Source organism: Halioglobus sp. D3-4 (genome assembly GCF_055809315.1).
Genome location: NZ_CM147907.1, coordinates 2,534,850 through 2,554,751, shown reverse-complemented (window position 1 = coordinate 2,554,751; position 19,902 = coordinate 2,534,850). Strand labels below are relative to the sequence as shown.

Below are 19,902 nucleotides of genomic sequence, written 5' to 3'. Positions count from 1 at the left end.
CAACTACGCTGACCATGCACACCCAATGGTACAACGAAGAGGTATCGCATGAAACGGATTTCCTCCCCTATTGAGGCGCTCATCAAGCATCACGCTGCGGGTAGCAAGCTGCTGGAAGTCGATTACCTGATTGTCGGCTCGGGTTATGGCGGTGCGGTCGCCGCCATGCGGTTAGCCAGCGATGGCGCTGATGGAGCTGCGCGTAGCGTGGCCGTACTGGAGCGCGGACGTGAGTATGGTCTGGGTGACTTTCCCTACGATATCGAAGATATTCCCTCACATGTGCGAATACTACGCAGTGATGCCGACAACGGGGCCAGTGGCTATAGCGATGCATTGTTCAATATCCATGTCGGGAGCATAGATCCCGAAGGCGGTCACCGCCGGCCCGCTGCGACGGATGTGCTGGTTGGTAGCGGCCTGGGGGGCACGTCCCTGATTAATGCCAATGTGGCCGAGGAGCCCAAGGAGCACGTTTTCAAAAAGCCGGCCTGGCCAGGGTTCTTCCGCAATACCCCGAACCCGCTCGCCGCTGAGTTTGATGCCGTGCGCGAATACCTCGGGGTCACCACACATACCGGCGGCAGTGCAGGGGAATTCCCGAAGTACCGCGCGCTGCGCCAGTTGGGTGGGTCACTTGGCGCCACTGCGCGGCCAGCCTGTATCGCCATTACCACCGGGAGCGAACGCAACAAGGTCGGCGTGCAACAGAATCCGTGTACGGATTGCGGCAATTGTGTGACAGGTTGCAATGTTGGCGCGAAGAACACGCTCGACCGGAATCTGCTGCCGCTGGCAAAGTCCCGCGGGGCACACTTTTATACCGGCGCGACAGTACACACGATTGAGCCGCTTAAAAATGCGGCATATCGCTGGTCGGTTAATGTGCATGCCACAGTGCAGCCGTCGAAGGGCATAAAGCCGGACATCTACCAGATTCTGGCCCACAATGTGATTCTCGCTGCCGGGACGCTTGGCAGTACCGAAATATTGCTGCGCTCTGAATCCCGGGAAACGCCGCAGTTCTCAAGTGTCCTGGGCCAACGTTTCTCGACCAATGGCGACGGCCTTGCGATGAGCTATGCCCAGAATAAACCTGTGAGCGCCATCGCTGCCGCAGAGCAACGTCAGCCGCAGCAAGCGATCGGGCCAACCATCACCGGGATTGTACAGACAGAGCAAATCACTATTGAGGAGGCGGGCATACCGGCTTCTCTGGCCCGCGTCTTCTCTGAGCTGGTGACAACCGGCGCGATGCTACAGCGCCTCTCTGATCGCAAGTTGCCGGACAGCCTGAAGGGCGGCGAGCAGGACCCTCTGGCGGCTTCTATGGACGTGGCTGACCACTGCCAGGCATTACTAGTGATGGGTGATGATGGTGCCGCAGGTGAGCTCAGCCTGTCCGGGCAACGTGACAGAATCTTTGTCTCTTTTCCGGCAAGCAAGGACAACGAGGCTCTGATGAAGGCCGATTCTTTGCTCAAGGAGCAGGATCGCGGTGAAGGTCTGGACGGCGGGCAATATGTACCCAACCCCTTGTGGCAGTTGCTCCCCCCCAAAGCCAGCAAAATCCTCGGCGACTTGCCCGATGGACGTGTGCTGACCGTTCATCCCCTGGGTGGCTGCGCAATGGGCGATGATGTTGCCAGTGGTGTCGTCGATGATGCGGGCCGGGTATTCGACCTGGCCGGTGGCGTGCATGAAGGGCTGTATGTGTTCGACGGGGCGATCATTCCGGCGGCGCTGGAGGTGAACCCGTTTCTCACCATCGCGGCGCTGGCTTGGCGCAATGCGGGGCTGATCCTGGAGAAGGAGGGGGCCGCAGAGTCCTCGCGAACGCTTGTGAGCTCGCCATACAGTGAGGTCGGTGAGGTTCCAGCGCGTCAGCGCCAACGCCCAGACCCTACAGGGTTTGTCATTCGTGAGCAGTTGACCGGCGCGCTGAGTCACGCACACAGTGTGTTTGGAAAGCTTGCGACGCTTACGCCAGCGCAATGCTGCCGCCTTGAACAAAGCGCTGGCCTCGTGGTGGAGGTGAGAGCGTCCAGTCCGGATGCGCTTGGCTGGCTGGACAACGCCGCAAAGTCGCCGCTGAAGGCCGAGATTGATTTGTATGTCAATCCGTTCACGACTGACGCAGTCGAGACTTTTCGACCTGTGGGTGTCACAGCACAACAACTGAAGGAGCATTATCCGGATGGTGCATTTTTGTCCTTGCGTGGAACGTTCACCCTTTTTGCAGAGGATCGCCACAGTGCAATCAGCGATAGCTGGGGTGGTTTGAAGGCAGTGCTAACCTACGTCAGGCGGCGTGGATGGCGTGGCCTGCGCGGGCTATTAAAAGGGAGTTCCGGCACCCTGTCATTGGGGGGTATCCGCGACCAGGTTTGCACCTTTTTCAATATTGGTATTTTGCAGAGTCGCCGCAGACGCCTGCGCTACGATTTCAAGTCGGCGGATAAAGCGATAGCGATCACTGGTGAGAAAGTGTTGGGTTACAGCTGTGGGCTTCCCAGGCTGTGGGATGGATTGTTCAATCTCGATCTACAAGTTGATGCTGGCTATATGCGTCGCGCACACGCCAGGATGAAAGTGAATACCGACGCATTGCTCGAGCCTGGTCTGGTTGCCATAACCGAATCACCCCACCTGCCGCAAAGCCTGCTGTTTGCCGGCGGGTTGACAGCTTTCGCTCTGCGCTCATTGGTGGTGACCAATTTCTGGGAATTCGGCGGGCTGGAGTACACCGGGAAAGGACAGGGGCCGGCGCCTGCCAGGAATGAGCGAGAGGAAAATCCACTCCCTGATTTGAAGACGGACGAAGGCCCTGTGCCCGCGCGCAACCATACACTGCCTGTGCCGATCCGACCCGGTTGTAAACCGGAAGAATATATCAATCTTGAGTTAAGTAATTATCGTCGCAAAGGTGCGCAACCGGTGCTGCTACTGCACGGTCTTGCCCAAGGTTCAGAAATTTTCTGGACGCAGGGCATCACCAATATGGCACGCTATTTCTACGAACAGAATTTCGATGTGTGGCTATTGGATTATCGGCTCAGTAATCGCGTGCTGCCTAAGCTGATGGATCAGGCGTGGAGTATCGATGAAATTGCGCGCTTCGATATCCCGCTGGCAATCGATGCGGTGTATGCCGCAACTGGCGGGCAAAAAGTCGCCATCTTTGCGCATTGCGTGGGTGCCTGTTCGCTGGCGATGGCTGTACTTAGCGATCGTGGCCTCAGTGATAAAATACACGCGGCGGTGACGAATGCGATTCACCCCTGGGTGATGCCGTCTCCCGGCAATCGCTTTCGCGCAAAACTGGGCAATGTCTCGCGTGACTGGATTACAGATGATCTGCTCGATCCTGTGCCGCGCAAGGAAAATGCGGCTGTGCACCGCCTGATCGACCGGGTGGCATTCAGTCTGGCGCGGATGCGCGAGGTGGGAGACGATCACGTCTGCTACGGTGGCAGCGCGCTGGTCAATGGCATATGTGATCGCATGACGTTTCTCTATGGCCGCATGTGGAACCATGAAAATCTGCATCACACGACGCATGAATCCTTTGAACAAATGCTCGGGCCGTCACCAGTGCGGGTTTATCAACACCTTTACTACTTCACACAACTGCGGCGTATCACCAGTGAACAGGGTGAAAACATCTATCTGGAGCGCAGCAATATTGAGCGCAACTGGAACATCGACACCCTGTTTGTTCACGGCGGTGATAGCCTGGTCTTTAACCCGCACTCGGCACGACGGTCGGCGAAGCGGCTCAGTGATTACCTACAGCAGCGCACAGGTGAGAATACCCCTGTCATCGGCTATCAGATTTACCCCGGCTATGGCCACATGGATGTTGTTTTCGGCAAAGATGCGTATCGCAGGTGCTTCCCGGATTACGTGGAGTTTCTGCGTCAACCCCGCGCCGTCAATAATCCGATAAATGCCGATGACTGGCCTGAGTTACATCGTGAAAAACCATTGATAGGCCCCATACTGCGCGCTGCCTGGCTCGAAGGTGGGCGCATACATTTACGTTACACGGCGGAGCTTCGCGGCGATACCATCGACCCGCCTGAGGGCCTGGTGGTCAGCGGTGACAATATCCAGGGTGCTGATCGCGGTGGCGTTGTGCTGCCCTTCCCGCACGTACAGCCGCGGCCCCACTATCAGTATGTCGATGTCCAGAGTGAGCTGGCAAACCGCGAGATTGCACTACAGATTTGCTCTGAATTCCCAGACCTCGATGTGAACAGTGGCGCCGCGCTGCACTACCGGGATGAAGCGTGGCTTACACGGCTGCGAGATAGCGAGGCCGATGCGCGCAAGCACTTGTGCTTTTTGGTGGGTTCCTGCCGTTTCCCGGGTTCTGTCATTGATAACGAGCTGTCCGACGGGGTGTACCGTGCTATGCGTGAGCATATCGACGGGGCCGCCGGCGCGCAGTTGCTGTTCCTGGTCGGCGACCAGATTTACGCCGATGCCACAGACCAGCTGTTTGAAGTCGATTCGCTGAATTCGCGGTTTACTGACCGTTACCGTCGCGCGTTCGGAGCGGTGGATTCGCCCCATTTCAGTGCGCTGGTTCGGCAGGTTCCCACGCATTTCGCACTGGATGACCACGAATTTGACGACAACTTCTCGGGCTTGCACGAGGGGGCATCGCGCGACGAACAGCTGCGCTGGCAATACGCGCGGGAAATGGCAGCGTGTTATATGAGTTCGGTGCGGAATCAGGTGGCCGTGGGACCCGCGGGTACGACAACGACCAGCGGTCCGTTCTACTATCCTCTGGCGTGCCCCGGGGAGAGCGATTTTCCTGTTTTTGTGACAGACACTCGCTCGCAGCGCCAGCTGCGCAGTCGCAGCGACAAAATAGATTGCCTGCTTATGGATGATCCCCAGTTTCGGGCGTTGACAGCCTGGTTGCAGCAGGCGGCTGACAGCGCCGCCGACTCTCCCAAATTTATTGTGTCCGGGAGTATCGTGGCGCCCTTACCGGAAGCCTACTGTGAACTAGGGATGACCTGGCGGCGACTGGACGGCTGGGCGGGTTATCCCGAGACGCTGGAGGCAGTGCTGCACTATATCGTTGCTAACGGGATCAGACATGTGTTCTTCATCGGTGGCGATGCACACTTGTCGGCGGTTGCCAGGTTGCGGGTAAAGTTGCCGGGACATGAGGCGATCGATGTCTGGCAGATTGTCAGTTCAGGTCTCTACGCCCCGATGCCCTTCGCCAATTCGCATGTCGAGGATTACCGCTGGGATGTCGCCCACTCGGTGCCCGCGCACGTGAAAACACAGCTGTCAATTACCTGTACTAATACCCTGCTATCTGATGCTTACTCCCAGTTTGTGCAGGTTGATGCCAGCGACAGTGCCGTCCGCGTGATCTGCCGCGACCACCACAACACCGTGCTTGCCCAGAAGTGCATTGAGCTCTGACGCATATCGTAGCCGGGTTGTGTACTCCCTTAAAGCTGTCTGCACGGGAGGCGGGGAGATGAGAAGCTGCCTCTCACACCTAAACTTTTGGTCTAGTCTTCAGTTCTATTGTAGAAACCGTCAAACCTGTCAATATTAACTCAACTGAGAGCGTTGCAGCATATATTCTCTCTCAGGGTAGAGGCATCCAGGTTCACACGGAAGACCGGGAAACCCATTCATAGGGATATGAATTCACAAGGACGTGATTTTTCCTATCTTCGCAAATTCTATTCCGACAGCAGCCGGTTTATTTTTCCCGCCAGCGTAAAATCCAGATCAGTAATACCTGACGCATCGTGCGTGGTGAGATAGATTTCTACGCGATTGTAGACATTTGACCACTCCGGGTGATGGTTCATCGCTTCTGCCAGCAGCGCTACGCGGCTCATAAAGCCAAACGCCTCGACGAAGTCTCCAAATACGAACGCTCGCTGCAGTTTATTGTCGCTCAGGCACCAGTGCTCCAGCTCCAGCAATTTCTTGTTGACGCTGGCTGGCGACAGTTTTTCACTATTCACGTTACGTACCTCTCTTAATCTGCAAGTGCCAATTCCCGCGTGGCAGGGTGGTCCAGCAGTTGCTCATAGTTGGTGACGGTATCTCTCAAGTCAGCAGCACCGACTTTCCTCAGCGCGGGCTCTATGGTCGATGCCACATTGTCCAGCCCCAGAAAAAGACACACCTGCTGCACCGCTGCGCTGGTATCTGCGGCCAGCGCTTCATAGCTCAACGGCAGCACGCGCTGCTGTGAAAGCAGCATGTTGATCTCAGCGGCCTGTGTATCTAGCTCCTGGGTTCTGCTCAGATACAGGTCTATATCGAAGTGTATTTCCATCGGTATTTCGCTCCTGCCGCCGGCTCCTGAATGATTGGGGCCACCCTGCAGCAAAATCTGCTCTGACACAAAGCGTCGTAAGCTGTTGCTGCGTGTCAGATGGATGAATCGCACGTCCTCCAGACGTTGTAGCCAATTTACAACAGCGCTCCATCTGGGGTTGAGAAAAGCACTATATAAGGCTTTGAACCCCGCCGCTGAGCCGTTGGTGCTAAGCGCGCGTTTGATAAAGTCTATCGGGTGCGCGTCGCGCTCCTGCAACAGGCGCTGGACGCGACTCTTGCGCGCCTGCTGGCTGATGTTGATCAGGTCGACGCCATCCTCATAGCCGCGTACCTGATCCTCGCCCAACAGTTCACCGTGACAGCAGACGCCGTCCAGTGTGTTGAGCGTCTTGACCAGTAGCGTACTGCCGGTGCGTGGTGCTCCCACTATCACAAAAGAGGTATTCAATTTAATGGTGCATACCTGTGTTACCCGATGTAATACACCAGCTTATAGCAGGCCTGTGGATCAAGTCCAGATTGGACCGGCCTCCCGTCCTTGCTTTTTGCCTGACAGAGCATCCGATATTTTGTACTCTGAAGGCGCTACGGGAGTGAATATTATGCAAATCGATAGAGTGGCCGGGTATTTTGATCTCACTGACAAAGTGATTATCGTTACCGGTGGGAGTCGTGGGTTGGGCTATGCGATGTCACTGGCCTTTGCCCAGGCTGGCGCGCGCGTGGTTGTCAGCTCGCGCAAAGCCGAGGGCTGTGAGGGTGCGGCGCAGCGCATAGAACACGAGACTGGCCGGGCCTGCTTGGCAATACCGTGTCATGTGGGTAATTGGGAGGCTTGCGACGCGCTGGTGGATGCCGTCAATGCAGAATATGGCCGCATTGATGTGCTGGTGAATAACGCCGGGATGTCGCCGCTGTACGAGTCGCCCTCGACAGTCAGTCGCGAGTTATTTGACAAAGTCATCGGGGTGAACCTGGCGGGACCCTTTCGGCTCTCGGCCATTGTCGGAGAGCAGATGGCGCGTGGCAATGGAGGGTCGATTATTAATATCAGCAGTATCGCTGCTGTTGCTCCCGGCGCCGCTGAACTGCCCTATGCGGCGGCCAAGGCGGGTTTGAACAATTTAACGGAGGGCCTTGCGCATTCGCTGGGCCCAAACGTGCGTTGCAATTGCATCATGCCGGGGCCGTTTTTGACCGATATTTCACAGGCGTGGACGGAGGAACTACGCGCTCAACTGGTCTCGCGGGTGTCGATGGGGCGCGCCGGCGAGCCGGAAGAAATAGTCGGAGCTGCGCTGTACCTGGCGTCCGATGCCTCGAGCTACACCAACGGTGCAGTTATCAAGGTGGATGGCGGCACCGCTTTCGGGAACTGAGCGTGCACCTCAGGCAGTGTGCAGCTTCAGGAAAGGATTCATCCAGCGAAATTTCCAGTCGGTGAACCGCAGCGGCGCATCGAGTACCGCCAGGCAGATGCAATCTTCGGACTGCAGTGCTGTGGGTGCGTGCACATCACCCGGCCTGCGGATCAGGAAGTCTCCCTTGTGGTAGCTGCCGTTGGCGTCAGAGAAGCCGCCTTCCAGAATCAGGGTCATCTCCGTGCCCCGGTGGGTATGTTCCGGGATGCGGCCACCGGCACGAATGTGGTAGAGCGCGAACTCGTGGTTCGGGTCGCCGGTCTTGAGGTGACTGATACGCAGGGTTGAGCCTATATTTCGCCAGTTCAGATCGCTGAAATCGCCGCGCATAAGGCGCTGCAGGAGTGCCGGCGTGCCGTTGCTGTTCTGTGGCTTGGCGTACTCCAGCGGCTTTTCATCATCCAGCTTTTCCAGCACCAGATTCAGCAGGTCATCGCCTACCGGCACGGGCTCAAGGGCCTCAAATAAGCTCGCACCGAGCTCGGAGAGTTGCTCGGCCGTGCGCTGACAGCGCTGGCATTGATTCACATGGACTGAGACACAGGCCGCCTGAGCCAATGGCAGCGAACCAGCGGTGTATTCAGTGATAAGTTCGAGGTCTGGATGGAAGTTGGTCATGGCGTTATCTTTCAAGTTGGATTTGCAGTTTTTGAAGGGCCAGGCGTACACGGGATTTTACTGTTCCAAGCGGAACATTCAGCTCGCCGGATACCTCTGAGTGGGTCTTACCCTCCATGTACACTTTGCCCAGAATTTGTGCCTGGTCGTTGGGAAGCTCTTTGATCAAGTTCCGAATTCGGTCGCGGCTGCGCTTCTGGTGCAGCAAAACGAACGCTTCTTCACTCTCCTGTGAATCGGAAACGTCCTCTGCCGACAGCGGGGTGTCGAACTTCTGCAGCCGGCGGTAGAGGTCGGTGCGGCAGTTGCGCGCGATGGTATAAATCCAGGTGCTGGCGGCAGCTTTTTCGGCATTGAAGGCGCCGGCCTTCTGCCAGACCTTCAACATCACTTCCTGCACCAGCTCGTCGGCATGGTTCGCCGACAAAGTGGAGCCGGACAGGGCGAATGCCTTCATTAATGGTGCAAAGTGCCGAAACAGTCGCGTGAAGGCCGCTCTGTCCTGGTTTTTCGCTATCAGCGTCAGGCATTCACTCCATTCATCAATGCGCTTGCCGTCTGCATCGATTAACGGTCCGCCTTCGCCATCAGTGGTGTCTGCCACAATCAACATGCTCTTTTCCGCGTATGTTTTGAGAGTATACGCAGGATTTCAGTGTTGGATCACTCGATTCGATCAAAAAATCGTTTGTCAGGCCCTGTCGGGCCTCATTCTGCCCGAAAGCTGTGCTCTGTCTGAGAGTGTGCCGCAGGGTTGCCCTTGGCGACAAAGATGTGTAACTGGGGTTGATAATCTATAGTAAGAATGGGGCTATCCAGAAGAATGATCCAGACGTCCCGTCGCTGCGTATATCGGGTCAAAGGACAATAATGTCCAGGGGACCTCTGTTGTCAGAGGCGGTGAGTATAGAGGGTAAGTGGTATGAAAATAGCCGTGATCGGTTCGGGCATCTCTGGTCTAGCGTGTGCGCATTACTTGAGCGTTGACCACGAGGTGTGGGTCTACGAAGCCAGTAACAGGATCGGCGGCCACACGGCGACGGTGGACGTGCAATTGGGCGCGCAGCGCTATGCGATCGATACCGGCTTTATTGTCTTCAACGATTGGACCTATCCGAATTTTATCGCGCTGATGGATGAGTTGGGGGTGGCCAGCAAGCCTACCGAGATGGGCTTCAGCGTGCGTGACCCACACTCCGGCCTTGAGTATTCGGGGACCAATCTAGACACCCTGTTCGCGCAGCGTCGCAACCTGTTTTCTCCGTCCTTCATTCGCATGATTAGGGATATTCTGCGCTTCAATCGCGAGGCGATTGCCGATCTCGAGGTCGGCGCAGTTGGCGATGCAGAGACACTGGGTGTGTATCTTGCCCGCAAAGGTTATAGCGACAAGTTTATCCGGCATTATCTCGCGGCGATGGGTTCGGCGATCTGGTCTGCGGACTGTGAGACGATTCTGGCATTTCCGGTCAGTTTCTTTGTGCGGTTCTTCAAGAATCACGGCCTGCTGTCGATTGCCGATCGCCCGCAATGGCGCGTGATCAAAGGTGGTTCGCGTGAGTACCTGCGCCCGCTGTGCGGACGTTTTTCGCAACGCATCTCCACCGGAAACGCGGTGCAGAAGGTGGTCAGGCACCCGAGCCGGGGCGTTGCACTGTGTTTGGCTGACGGCCAACAGGAGATGTTTGATCAGGTCGTATTTGCAACCCATTCAGATCAGGCGCTGGCGCTATTGGACACCCCCACCCAGGCAGAGCGCGAAATACTCGGTGCTATTCCTTATCAGAAGAATGATGTTGTGTTGCATACCGATGTGCGCATGTTGCCGAGGAACACCAAAGCGTGGTCGAGTTGGAACTACACACTCGGCCAGGCTAACGAGCGCGCGGTAGTCACATACAATATGAATATCCTGCAGGGTATTGAAGCACCGGAAACCTTTTGTGTGACGCTCAATAATACTGCAGCAATCAATCCAAACATGATCCTCGGTCGGTTCCAATACGACCACCCGGTGTTCTCGCTGGGCGGGATGCGCGCGCAACAGCGTTGGGGGGAGATCAACGGCGCAGAGCGAACCTGGTATTGCGGCGCCTATTGGCACAACGGCTTTCATGAAGACGGTGTGGTGAGCGCCCTGCGCGTTGCCGATGCATTGGCCGGTACGCAACGGGCAGTAGCGTGAAGTCACGAATTTACCAGGGCGTCCTGCGACATCGACGCGTGTCGCCACGCCACCACGAATTCCGTTATCAGGTCGCCATGGTGTACCTGTGTCTGGATGAGGTCGAGGAGATTTTCGACAAGCAACGCTTTTGGTCTGCCAGCGGGGCGGCGCTGGCCGAGTTCAGGCGCAGTGATTTCCTCGGTGATCCGGAGGTATCGTTGCAGGACGAAGTGCGTCGCCGCATCTACGAGGATACCGGCGCGCGTCAGACCGGGCCCATTTACTTGCTCGCCAACTTGCGTTATTTCGGTTATGTGATGAACCCCATTGCCTGCTACTACTGTTTCAATGACGATGAAACCCGGCTGGAGTACGTCGTGGCCGAGGTCAACAATACGCCTTGGGATGAGCGCCACAGTTACGTGTTGCCGGGCCCCGGCGCAGGGCGTTGGCTGAAAACGGCTTTCGACAAGGAATTTCATGTCTCACCTTTCAACCCGATGAATATGCGTTACCACTGGCGCAGCAATACACCTTCGAAGCGGTTGGTGCTGCACATGGAAAACAGTGTAGGGGCCGACAAGGTATTCGATGCCACCCTGTCACTGACCGGGCAGCCAATGACGGCTACCAGTATGAACAAGTTACTTATCCGATACCCCTTTATGACGGTGAAAGTGGTGCTGGCCATCTACTGGCAGGCCCTGCGACTGTATCTGAAAGGCGTGCCGGTCCATTCCCACCCTGAAAATAACACCCCCGATAGCCCGGTTACAGGAGCCAAATAATGAATGATGTCAGCATAGGCGCACTGCGCGTACCCCAGTCACGGCGCGCACGAGTAGGTGAGAGATTTGCCAGGGAAGCACTGTTTTCCCTGTTGCGGCGGCTACAAGTGGGGTCACTCACGCTGCATGAGGGCCAGCAGCGCCACCAGTTCGGGACGCAGGCCAAGGACTCCCAGCCGCATGCAGAGGTGCACGTGCACAATCCCGCGCTCTACGGGCAGATGCTCGCTGGCGGATCGATAGCGGCGGGCGAAGCGTATATCAGGGGCGACTGGTCGTCACCTGAACTGGTCGAAGTCACGCGCTTGTTTAGCGCCAATCTCGATGTGCTGGAAGGCGTAGAGTCCCAGCAGTCGCTGCTGGTAAAGCTCGCACTGAAAATCGCGCATCGACTCAACCGTAATACCCGCAGGGGTTCACAGGAAAATATCGCCGCCCATTACGATCTGGGCAACGACTTTTTTCGTCTGTTCCTGGACCGTACCATGATGTATTCCTCGGCCATCTTCAGTGATGCTGCGATGAGCCTGGAGGCGGCTTCGGAAGCGAAACTGGACGAGCTTTGCCACCAGCTTGAGTTGCAACCGGAGGATCACCTGCTGGAGATTGGCACCGGGTGGGGTGGCATGGCGATACACGCCGCGAAGTACTTCGGTTGCCGCGTGACCACCACCACAATTTCCAAAGAGCAGTACGAACACGCCTGCGCCAGGGTTCGCGAAGAGGGGCTTGAGGACAGGGTGACCCTGCTATGTGAGGATTATCGCAACCTGACCGGCCAGTACGACAAACTGGTCTCTATCGAGATGATCGAAGCAGTGGGGCATGAGTTTTATCAGGACTACTTCCAGAAATGTGCGCTGCTAATCAAGCCGGAAGGGAAAATGGTGCTGCAGGCTATCACTGTGGCGGACCAGCGTTACAAGAGTGCCCGGGATAGCGTCGATTTTATCAAACGCTATATCTTCCCCGGCGGCTGCCTCCCGTCCGTGGCTGTGATGGCTGATCACATCGCCTGCGATACCGATATGCAGGTGGTACATCTGCGCGATATCACCGCTGACTATGCGACCACGCTGGCGCACTGGCGCAAGCGCTTTCTCGACAATCTCGATGCAGTGACCGCTCTGGGTTTCAGCGAGGAATTTGTGCGCCTGTGGGAGTTTTACCTGTGCTACTGCGAGGGCGGCTTTCGCGAGCGTATCATCAGCACGGTGCAACTGGCCCTGGCCAAACCCGGCTACCGGGTGAAATGAGCGTAACCCCGCGGCCATTCGCATGAATCCTGTAATCTACTGGTTTCGACAGGATCTGCGCCTGCGCGACCTGCGTGGCCTCGCCGCCGCTGTCGCTAGCGGGCGGCCAGTGCTGGCCTGTTACATCCTCGACGAGGAGAGCCCGGGGCAGTGGCAAATGGGAGCTGCCAGTCGCTGGTGGTTGCACCACAGCCTGACGGCGCTATCAGCAGACATCGAGCGCGCGGGTGGGCAGTTACATCTAGCCAGCGGCCGGTCCCAATCAATACTGATGCGCCTTGCAGAGCAGACAGGCGCCGATCTGGTGTGTTGCTCGCGCCAGTACGAACCGTGGGCATGTCAACTCGAAGAGGATCTCCACTATGCCCTTGGCGAGCGTGGTATTGAGTTCAAGCGCTACGGCGGTTCGCTGCTGTGGGAGCCGGAAACTGTCAGTACCCAGGCAGGTACACCGTTCAAGGTGTTCACGCCGTTCTGGCGCAAGTGCCGCGATCTTCCGCTGGCGCAGGAGCCGGATACCCCCGCCCATTTTTCCGTCTGGCCCGCCAGTGCGGAACGCACAGATCAATTGAGCGACTGGGGGTTACTGCCTGAGCGGCCCAACTGGGCAAAGAGCTGGGGTGATATCTGGCAGCCGGGGGAGCGCAGCGCGCAGGACAAACTACAGGGCTTCTTGAAGGGCGGTATTGGTGATTATGATGCCGGGCGCAACTATCCCGCGCGACGCGCCACCTCGCGCTTGTCCGCGCATCTGCATTTCGGTGAGTTGGCGCCGGCAAGGGTATTCCACCTCGCACAGCAGGCCGTGTTGGCTAACCCTGAGTTGCAGGAGGAAGTCGATAAATTCCTGAGTGAATTGGGCTGGCGTGAATTCTCCCACCATCTGCTGTTTCACTTTCCGACGATGCCGGAGGAGCCCTTCAAGGCAGACTTCGCAGCATTTCCCTGGGTCGGCGGTGCCGATGCATTGCGTGCCTGGCAGCGCGGTAAAACAGGCTATCCTATCGTCGATGCCGGTATGCGCGAGTTGTGGCAGACAGGGTACATGCACAACCGTGTGCGAATGGTGGTGGCTTCTTTCCTGTGTAAGCACCTGCTTGTGAACTGGCGTGCTGGCCAGCGCTGGTTCTGGGATACGCTGGTCGATGCCGATCTGGCCAACAACGCCTGTGGCTGGCAGTGGGTGGCAGGCAGTGGCGCCGATGCCTCACCGTACTTCCGCATTTTTAACCCGACCACGCAGGGCGAGAAGTTCGACAAACAGGGTGAGTATGTCAGGCTCTGGGTGCCGGAGTTGGCCGCGCTGCCGGACCGTTATTTGCACCGCCCCTGGGAGGCGCCCGAGAAGGTCCTGCAGGAAGCGGGAATCGAGCTTGATGTGCACTATCCACAACCGGTGGTGGACCACCGAAATGCCAGGGAGTCTGCACTGGCTGCCTATGCCGATATGAGAGCGTGATCTATGACAGTTTTACATGAAGTGGTGGAGGTGGGTCGGCCTATCGAGGAGGTCTTTGACTACATCAGCGATTTCACGACCACCGAGGAGTGGGATTCCACTGCCCGCTCCGCTCGCAAGTTATCGCCCGGACCCATTGCGCAAGGTACGCAATTTGAGGTGGTGTGCGCCCTGCCAGTGGGGAGTGTGACACTGCAGTATACCGTGGAGGAACTGCACGAAAATGCCCTCATCGTCCTCAACGGGCGCTGCACATTTTTCGAGGTGCGCGACACGATTGCACTGACCAGCACTGCGACTGGCACACTGATTGATTACCGTGCGGAGTTTCAGTTCAAGCCGCTGGTCTCCGGAATCGCATCGCTGTCCAGTAAAGGGCTGCAGAATATGGGGCGAGAATCGGTGGCGGGCCTGGCGGAAGCACTCGAAGACAACTATGCGCTGCAGGAGACTTCGCGTTTCACACGCGTGGCCGATCGACTGGTTCTGCCCGGTGTCACCCTGTTCTCACGGCTGGGCTACACGAGGGGCCGCAAGCATTTCAAGCCGATGTCTGCCTCCGTCAAATCCAAGCATATGCTGATCACCGGTGCGTCATCCGGGCTGGGCTATGCCGCAGCACTGGAGTTGGCCGGACGCGGGGCGAAACTGACGCTGGTGATGCGCGATCCGCAGAAAGCGCAGAACACCGTAGCCGACATCCAGCGCGAAACCGGGAATACCAGGGTACAGTATGAGATCGCAGATTTGAGCCTGATGCATGAGGTGGATGCGCTGGTTGCGCGACTAAAACGGCGCGGACAGCCATTGGACGTGCTGATCAATAACGCCGGCGCGTTGTTTAATGCTCGCGCAGAGACCGCTGAAGGTTTCGAGCAGAGCTTCGCACTTTTGCTACTGAGTCCCTACCGTTTGACCGAAGGCCTGAAGCCGCTGCTTGTCAAAGCCTCGTCGCCCCGGGTAATCAATGTAGTGTCCGGTGGAATGTACAGCCAGAAACTGGACGTCGATGCATTACAGATGCCCGATAACAGCGAATACTCGGGCAGCGTGGCCTACGCGCGGCAAAAGCGTGCCCTGATGGTAGTAACACAGGAATGGGCTAAAGAATGGGCCGGTGCAGGTATTGCGGTTAATGCCATGCACCCGGGTTGGGCCGATACTCCCGGTGTGCGCGATGCATTGCCACAGTTTCGCAAAATTACCCGGCGTGTGCTGCGCTCGGCTGCCGAGGGGGCAGATACCATTGTGTGGCTGGCCGTGGCTACCGAGGCGGGTGAGGCAACGGGTGAGCTGTTTCTCGACCGCGAAGTGCGGCCTGTGCATTTAGTCGGGTCAACGCGGGAGACCGACGGTGAGCGCACGCGCTTGCTCGATTTGCTGCGGGGGCTGAAAATCGCGCAGAAGCAAGCGCAGGCGTAAGCGCTTCGACCGACACGCTTCCCTAGCTTCCCCGATGGTGTTGCACGCTTCAACAAATGTGCTGCTGTCATGGCAATCTGCCCCACCGGTGTTTTTTATTGTGTGGATTCTTTGCTGTCAGGCGGTAGGATACTGCCGGTATGCGAAAAATACCGTCAAAAGGAATCCGCTGCATTATGCTCTTGTTGAGAAACCGACGTCGGGGGTGCTCGCTCGCCGCTGAATTTTCCACTGCTGTGTTACCCGTGCTCGCGGTTGCCGGCCTGCTGGCGCTTGCTGCCTGTGGTGACACACGAGAACCGGCGATAGCGCCCGGTCCTGCCAGCCATATTCCAGAGGTTACAGTACAGGAGCTTGTGCCACAGAGCTGGCAAGCCACCGTTAGTACGTTTGGTGTGGTGGAGGCGCTGGAGGAAGTAAACGTTGCGGCCGAACTGTCCGGCACGGTGGCGGCCGTGCATGTCAATGAAGGTGACCGGGTCGAGGCGGGCGATTTGCTGCTGGAACTGGACCCGCAGAAGCGCCAGTTTGCTCTAGCACAAGCGCGGCAGCAGGTGCAGCATGCCGGAGCCGCTTTGAAAGAAGCTCAACTGAAACTGCAGCGGCGGCGCAATCTGGCGGAGCGGGAAACTATTTCCAAAGAGGTGCTCGACAGTGCGCAACTGGCTGTCGATTTGGCCAGTGCGGCTTACCAGCAGGCTCTTGCCAGCGCACAACTGGCGGAACGCGAGCTCTCCGATACCCGCATCTACAGTCCAACAGAGGGACTGGTCGATGTCCGTGCGGTGGAAGTGGGTGAGCCGGTTCAGGTCGGTGCAAGCCTGGTGACATTGCAGGCTGTTAAGGGCTTGCGCGTGCAAACCTGGGTGAGCGAGGCCGATATTGCGCGCGTGCGCGCAGGTGACCCCGCTCAGGTTGCGGTATCGGGCGTTGCCGACAGGACGTTTATGGCGACGATAGAGTGGGTGGGTGTCAACGCGGACTCGGCAACAGGCAATTTCCCGGTAAAACTCATTCTCTCGGGTGATACCGATGCACTGCGTCCGGGTATGACAGCCAGTGCCGAGTTACAGGGCATTACCGTGCCCGAGTCATTGCTGCTACCGGAGGCTGCGCTGGTGGATCGCAACCGGCGCCGGGTGGTGTTTGTGGTGGAAAACGGTGTCGTACATCAGCGCGAGCCGCTGCTCGCCGCCGGGTTCAGCAACCGGTTGCAAATTCTCGCCGGGCTTGAGGCCGGTGACAGGATTGTCGTTTCCGGGCAATCCTTGTTACTCGACGGTGATGCGGTCACTGTGCGTGATGCGGATCCGCAGCCGTGAAGTTCCTGATCGGCTGGTTTGTCGACAGACCACTGGTGGTCAATATGATCATGGTGATGGTCTTTGCGTTGGGCTATATGACCATCGCCGACATGCGCTATGAGTATAACCCCAATGTTGATATGGCAGTGGTCAATATCACGACGATCAAGGCCGGTGCCGGCCCTGAAGAAGTTGAGCTGGGTATCACCCTGCCTCTGGAAGAAGAACTACTGGAAGTCGAGGGTATCAAAAAGCTGTATTCCAACAGCATGGAAAGCCTCTCTGTCATCACGCTCAACCTGGACCTTGTCACCGCTGACAAACAGGACATTATGCGCGATATCCAGCAGGCAGTGGATCGAGCAGCGACAAGGCTGCCCAGTGATCTACTGGAAAAACCGCTGGTTGAATCGCTGTCAGCGGCGGTGACACCGATTATGGAAGTGCATGTCACCGGTGATGTTCCCGAAGCGCTGCTGCGCGATGTCACTCGCAATGTGGCTGATGGGCTGCGTGAGGTTGAGGGTATCGCCAGCGTCGAGAAGCTCGGCTATCGTCGTCCGGAAGTGCGCATCCTGCTGGAGCCGGAAAAGCTGGCGCGACTGGGGGTGAGCTACGATGAGCTTATCGCCGCCATTCGAGCGCGCAACCTGCGCGACAGCGGTGGTGCTATCGACTCTTTCCTGGCCGAGAAGAAAATTGTTGCTGTGGGCCAGTTCCGCGATCCACGTGAGGTGGAGACCGTGGTGGTGCGATCCGGAGCCCCTGGCAATACCGTCCTATTGCGCGATGTCGCTACGGTGGTCGCAGACTACGAAGACTGGGAGGTGCAGTCGCGCGTCGATGGCCGCATGAGTATTGCATTGCAGGCGCGCAGAAAAGCGCGCGCCGACGAGGTGCATACCGCTGCCAATGTCAGGCAGTTTGTCGAGAACTTCGCGGTGCCGGCCGGTGTCGAGCTGGTGATGGTGGCGGACATCTCAAGGCTCACCGCAAACATGTTGGATGTACTGGGCGGCAATGCCATTCTGGGGCTGGTTTCCGTGTTGCTGTTGCTTTGCTATTTCCTCGAATGGCGTTTTGCACTTTGGGTGGCGGTGGGAATCCCGTTTGCGGTTTGTCTGTCATTCCTCGGGCTGGCGGCCATCGATGTCACGATTAATGCGATGAGCCTGACCGCGATTGTGCTGTTGATGGGTATTCTGGTGGATGATGCAGTGGTGGTCAGTGAGAATGTGCAGCGACTGCGTGTCGAGGGCGCAGGTTTGCGCGCGGCGAGTATTCTTGGCACGACACAGGTCGCTCAGCCGGTCATTTTCAGCGCTGTGACGACCATGCTGGCGTTTGCGCCATTGATGTTTTTTGACGGTCCCAACGGGGAGTTTATGAAGCCGTTCCCGTTGGCCGTCATCGTCCTGTTGCTGGCCTCACTATTTGAGAGCCTGTGCCTGCTGCCCGGTCACCTCTCCCATGTGCCGGTGCGCGAGGTAACGGAGCGGGCCAAAGCGTTTGAACGCTTGCGAGAATATTATCACCGCCGTATCAGTGGCTGGTTGCAGCACCGATACCTCACGCTGTGCACCTTTGTTGTCGTCTTTGTCGCCGTGATGATGTTGGGTTACCAGACCATCAATTTCAGTATGTATCCCGATGTTGATATCGATACTGTGCAAGTCAAGGTGGAACTGCCAGTGGGTAGCCGCTTCGAAGAAACAGTGGCAGCGGTGGCCCGGTTGGAAACGGAGCTGCGGGAATTTGTCGCGGTGGAAGATTTACTGGCCATTACCAGCCAGGTAGGGCACCACGATACCGATTTTTACGGTACGACCGAGGGACGCAATCATGCGTGGGCCGTAATCAGCATTCAGCTCGAGCCGCTGGGCCGGCGCAATGCCGACACCGACACCCGCGAGTTGGTGAAAACGCTGCAGGCTTGGGCCGATCAGCAGCAGGGCTTTGACTCGCTAGTGGTGCAGGCAATGACCGATGTGCCGGTGATGGGCAAACCGGTGCAAGTCGAGGTGATCGGCAGTGGCGATGAGCGGTATATGGTAGCCGGGGAACTGCTGGCGTTTCTGCGCAAGCACGATGCCATCACCAACAGCTGGAGCAGCATTAATGCAGGCAAGGACGTCATTGAGCTGGATGTGAACCATGCCCTGCTGGCGGCGCGTGGCTTGACGATGGAGCAATTGGTGCGTGCAATGCGGGTCGCGGTCGACGGCCTGTTGGTGGATGAACTTCAGACACTGGATGAACGTGTTCGCTACCGTCTGGCGTTGCCACTTTCAGCGGCGGGAAAGCTGGAAACGCTGGAAAACCTCGCCGTGGTAAATACCAACGGTGACGCGATCTACCTGAAGTCCCTGGCACAGTTTTCGGTGCGCCCGGGTGAAGCGGACATTAAGCACTATTTCGGCAAGCGCACGGTCACGGTATACGGCGAAATTGATACGGCTTTGGCCAGTGTCGAATCTATCAATCACGAGGTGGCACAGTGGATAGCGCAACAGGGTTGGAGCGAGCGCTACCCCCAGTTGAGGATTCATATGGGGGGTGAGCTCGAGGAACAGAGCGAGATGCTGGGCGATCTGGGTGTCGCAGCCATCATCTGTTTGCTGTCGATATTTGCCGCGCTGGTGATCCTGTTCAATTCGATGTCACAACCGCTGCTGATCATGTTGAGCATTCCTTTCGGTATGGTCGGTGTGGTGCTTTGCTATTCGGTGCAGGGGTTGTCGATGGGAATCATGTCGGTGACTGGGGTAATCGGTCTGGTTGGTGTATTGGTCAATGATTCACTGGTGCTGCTGCATTCCCTCAACGAGGAACGACGCGAGCGTGGCTGCCTGTTGTCGGCGGCCGAGGTTGCCGCCGTTGCCCGGCGTCGCTTCCGGCCTATCCTGATTACCTCTGTGACAACGGCCGTAGGCCTGCTTCCGACGGCCTACGGTATTATGGGTGAGAACAGCTATATCAGCCCCATGGTGATGAGCATGGCTTGGGGCGTGGTGTTCGGTGGTCTGGTGTCGTTGGTTCTGCTGCCGGTGATGTACATGGTGGAGCAGGATATTCGCGCGAAGCTGCAGCGCAGCGCCTAGCGTGCATCTGAGCTGTGGCCTGTTAGAGTT

The 19,902-nt window shown here is 57.5% G+C and carries 13 protein-coding genes; 9 read left to right on the top strand and 4 right to left on the bottom strand.

Annotated features, from left to right (window positions below; genetic code table 11):
* The first annotated feature begins 48 nt into the window (after positions 1–48).
* The gene (locus AC0L6S_RS10935; protein WP_473428526.1) at positions 49–5,454 is read left to right on the top strand and encodes an alpha/beta fold hydrolase; all 5,406 of its coding nucleotides are present in this window, start codon (positions 49–51) and stop codon (positions 5,452–5,454) included.
* A gap of 269 nt (positions 5,455–5,723) precedes the next feature.
* Here the strand turns inward: AC0L6S_RS10935 and AC0L6S_RS10930 are convergent, their stop codons facing one another.
* Together AC0L6S_RS10930 and AC0L6S_RS10925 are read right to left on the bottom strand one after the other, a co-directional pair.
* Positions 5,724–6,014: a 4a-hydroxytetrahydrobiopterin dehydratase gene (locus AC0L6S_RS10930; RefSeq protein WP_473428525.1), complete on the bottom strand. Its 291-nt coding sequence runs from the start codon at positions 6,012–6,014 to the stop codon at positions 5,724–5,726.
* Positions 6,015–6,028: 14 nt separating this feature from the next.
* Positions 6,029–6,784 (bottom strand): sulfotransferase, encoded by a 756-nt coding sequence (locus AC0L6S_RS10925; RefSeq protein ID WP_473428524.1) that lies wholly within the window; start codon positions 6,782–6,784, stop codon positions 6,029–6,031.
* 154 nt (positions 6,785–6,938) lie between these two features.
* Between AC0L6S_RS10925 and AC0L6S_RS10920 the strand changes: the two genes are divergently transcribed.
* On the top strand, positions 6,939–7,715 hold the full coding sequence (locus AC0L6S_RS10920; RefSeq protein ID WP_473428523.1) for an SDR family NAD(P)-dependent oxidoreductase: 777 nt from the start codon (positions 6,939–6,941) through the stop codon (positions 7,713–7,715).
* 9 nt (positions 7,716–7,724) lie between these two features.
* On the opposite strand, the gene AC0L6S_RS10915 is transcribed toward AC0L6S_RS10920, so the two are convergent.
* Both AC0L6S_RS10915 and AC0L6S_RS10910 read right to left on the bottom strand, forming a co-directional pair.
* Positions 7,725–8,375 carry a ChrR family anti-sigma-E factor gene (locus AC0L6S_RS10915; RefSeq protein ID WP_473428521.1) on the bottom strand — a complete coding sequence of 217 codons (651 nt, stop codon included), beginning with the start codon at positions 8,373–8,375 and terminating at the stop codon, positions 7,725–7,727.
* 4 nt (positions 8,376–8,379) lie between these two features.
* A complete protein-coding gene (locus AC0L6S_RS10910) occupies positions 8,380–8,988 on the bottom strand; it encodes a sigma-70 family RNA polymerase sigma factor (RefSeq protein WP_473428520.1) in 609 nt (202 codons plus the stop codon).
* Between the two features lie 309 nt (positions 8,989–9,297).
* On the opposite strand from AC0L6S_RS10910, the gene AC0L6S_RS10905 reads away from it, so the two are divergent.
* The 7 genes from AC0L6S_RS10905 to AC0L6S_RS10875 all read left to right on the top strand — a co-directional run bounded on the left by AC0L6S_RS10905 (position 9,298) and on the right by AC0L6S_RS10875 (position 19,872).
* Positions 9,298–10,560 (top strand): NAD(P)/FAD-dependent oxidoreductase, encoded by a 1,263-nt coding sequence (locus AC0L6S_RS10905; RefSeq protein WP_473428519.1) that lies wholly within the window; start codon positions 9,298–9,300, stop codon positions 10,558–10,560.
* On the top strand, positions 10,557–11,330 hold the full coding sequence (locus AC0L6S_RS10900; RefSeq protein ID WP_473428518.1) for a DUF1365 domain-containing protein: 774 nt from the start codon (positions 10,557–10,559) through the stop codon (positions 11,328–11,330). Before AC0L6S_RS10905 ends, AC0L6S_RS10900 begins: the two co-directional genes overlap by 4 nt.
* A complete protein-coding gene (locus AC0L6S_RS10895; protein WP_473428517.1) occupies positions 11,330–12,586 on the top strand; it encodes a class I SAM-dependent methyltransferase in 1,257 nt (418 codons plus the stop codon). Before AC0L6S_RS10900 ends, AC0L6S_RS10895 begins: the two co-directional genes overlap by 1 nt.
* Positions 12,587–12,608: 22 nt before the next feature.
* Positions 12,609–14,045: a cryptochrome/photolyase family protein gene (locus AC0L6S_RS10890; RefSeq protein WP_473428516.1), complete on the top strand. Its 1,437-nt coding sequence runs from the start codon at positions 12,609–12,611 to the stop codon at positions 14,043–14,045.
* 3 nt (positions 14,046–14,048) lie between these two features.
* Positions 14,049–15,467, top strand: a complete 1,419-nt coding sequence (locus AC0L6S_RS10885) for an SDR family NAD(P)-dependent oxidoreductase (RefSeq protein WP_473428515.1) — start codon at positions 14,049–14,051, stop codon at positions 15,465–15,467.
* 176 nt (positions 15,468–15,643) lie between these two features.
* Positions 15,644–16,789 (top strand): efflux RND transporter periplasmic adaptor subunit, encoded by a 1,146-nt coding sequence (locus AC0L6S_RS10880; RefSeq protein WP_473428514.1) that lies wholly within the window; start codon positions 15,644–15,646, stop codon positions 16,787–16,789.
* On the top strand, positions 16,786–19,872 hold the full coding sequence (locus AC0L6S_RS10875) for an efflux RND transporter permease subunit (protein ID WP_473428513.1): 3,087 nt from the start codon (positions 16,786–16,788) through the stop codon (positions 19,870–19,872). Before AC0L6S_RS10880 ends, AC0L6S_RS10875 begins: the two co-directional genes overlap by 4 nt.
* Positions 19,873–19,902: the final 30 nt, after the last annotated feature.

Bases quoted from the DNA above. Each gene is read 5' to 3' on its own strand.
- AC0L6S_RS10935 (WP_473428526.1), top strand. From the start codon at position 49: ATGAAACGGATTTCCTCCCCTATTGAGGCGCTCATCAAGCATCACGCT.
- AC0L6S_RS10920 (WP_473428523.1), top strand. From the start codon at position 6,939: ATGCAAATCGATAGAGTGGCCGGGTATTTTGATCTCACTGACAAAGTG.
- AC0L6S_RS10915 (WP_473428521.1), bottom strand. From the start codon at position 8,375: ATGACCAACTTCCATCCAGACCTCGAACTTATCACTGAATACACCGCT.
- AC0L6S_RS10910 (WP_473428520.1), bottom strand. From the start codon at position 8,988: ATGTTGATTGTGGCAGACACCACTGATGGCGAAGGCGGACCGTTAATC.
- AC0L6S_RS10905 (WP_473428519.1), top strand. From the start codon at position 9,298: ATGAAAATAGCCGTGATCGGTTCGGGCATCTCTGGTCTAGCGTGTGCG.
- AC0L6S_RS10895 (WP_473428517.1), top strand. From the start codon at position 11,330: ATGAATGATGTCAGCATAGGCGCACTGCGCGTACCCCAGTCACGGCGC.
- AC0L6S_RS10890 (WP_473428516.1), top strand. From the start codon at position 12,609: ATGAATCCTGTAATCTACTGGTTTCGACAGGATCTGCGCCTGCGCGAC.
- AC0L6S_RS10885 (WP_473428515.1), top strand. From the start codon at position 14,049: ATGACAGTTTTACATGAAGTGGTGGAGGTGGGTCGGCCTATCGAGGAG.
- AC0L6S_RS10880 (WP_473428514.1), top strand. From the start codon at position 15,644: ATGCTCTTGTTGAGAAACCGACGTCGGGGGTGCTCGCTCGCCGCTGAA.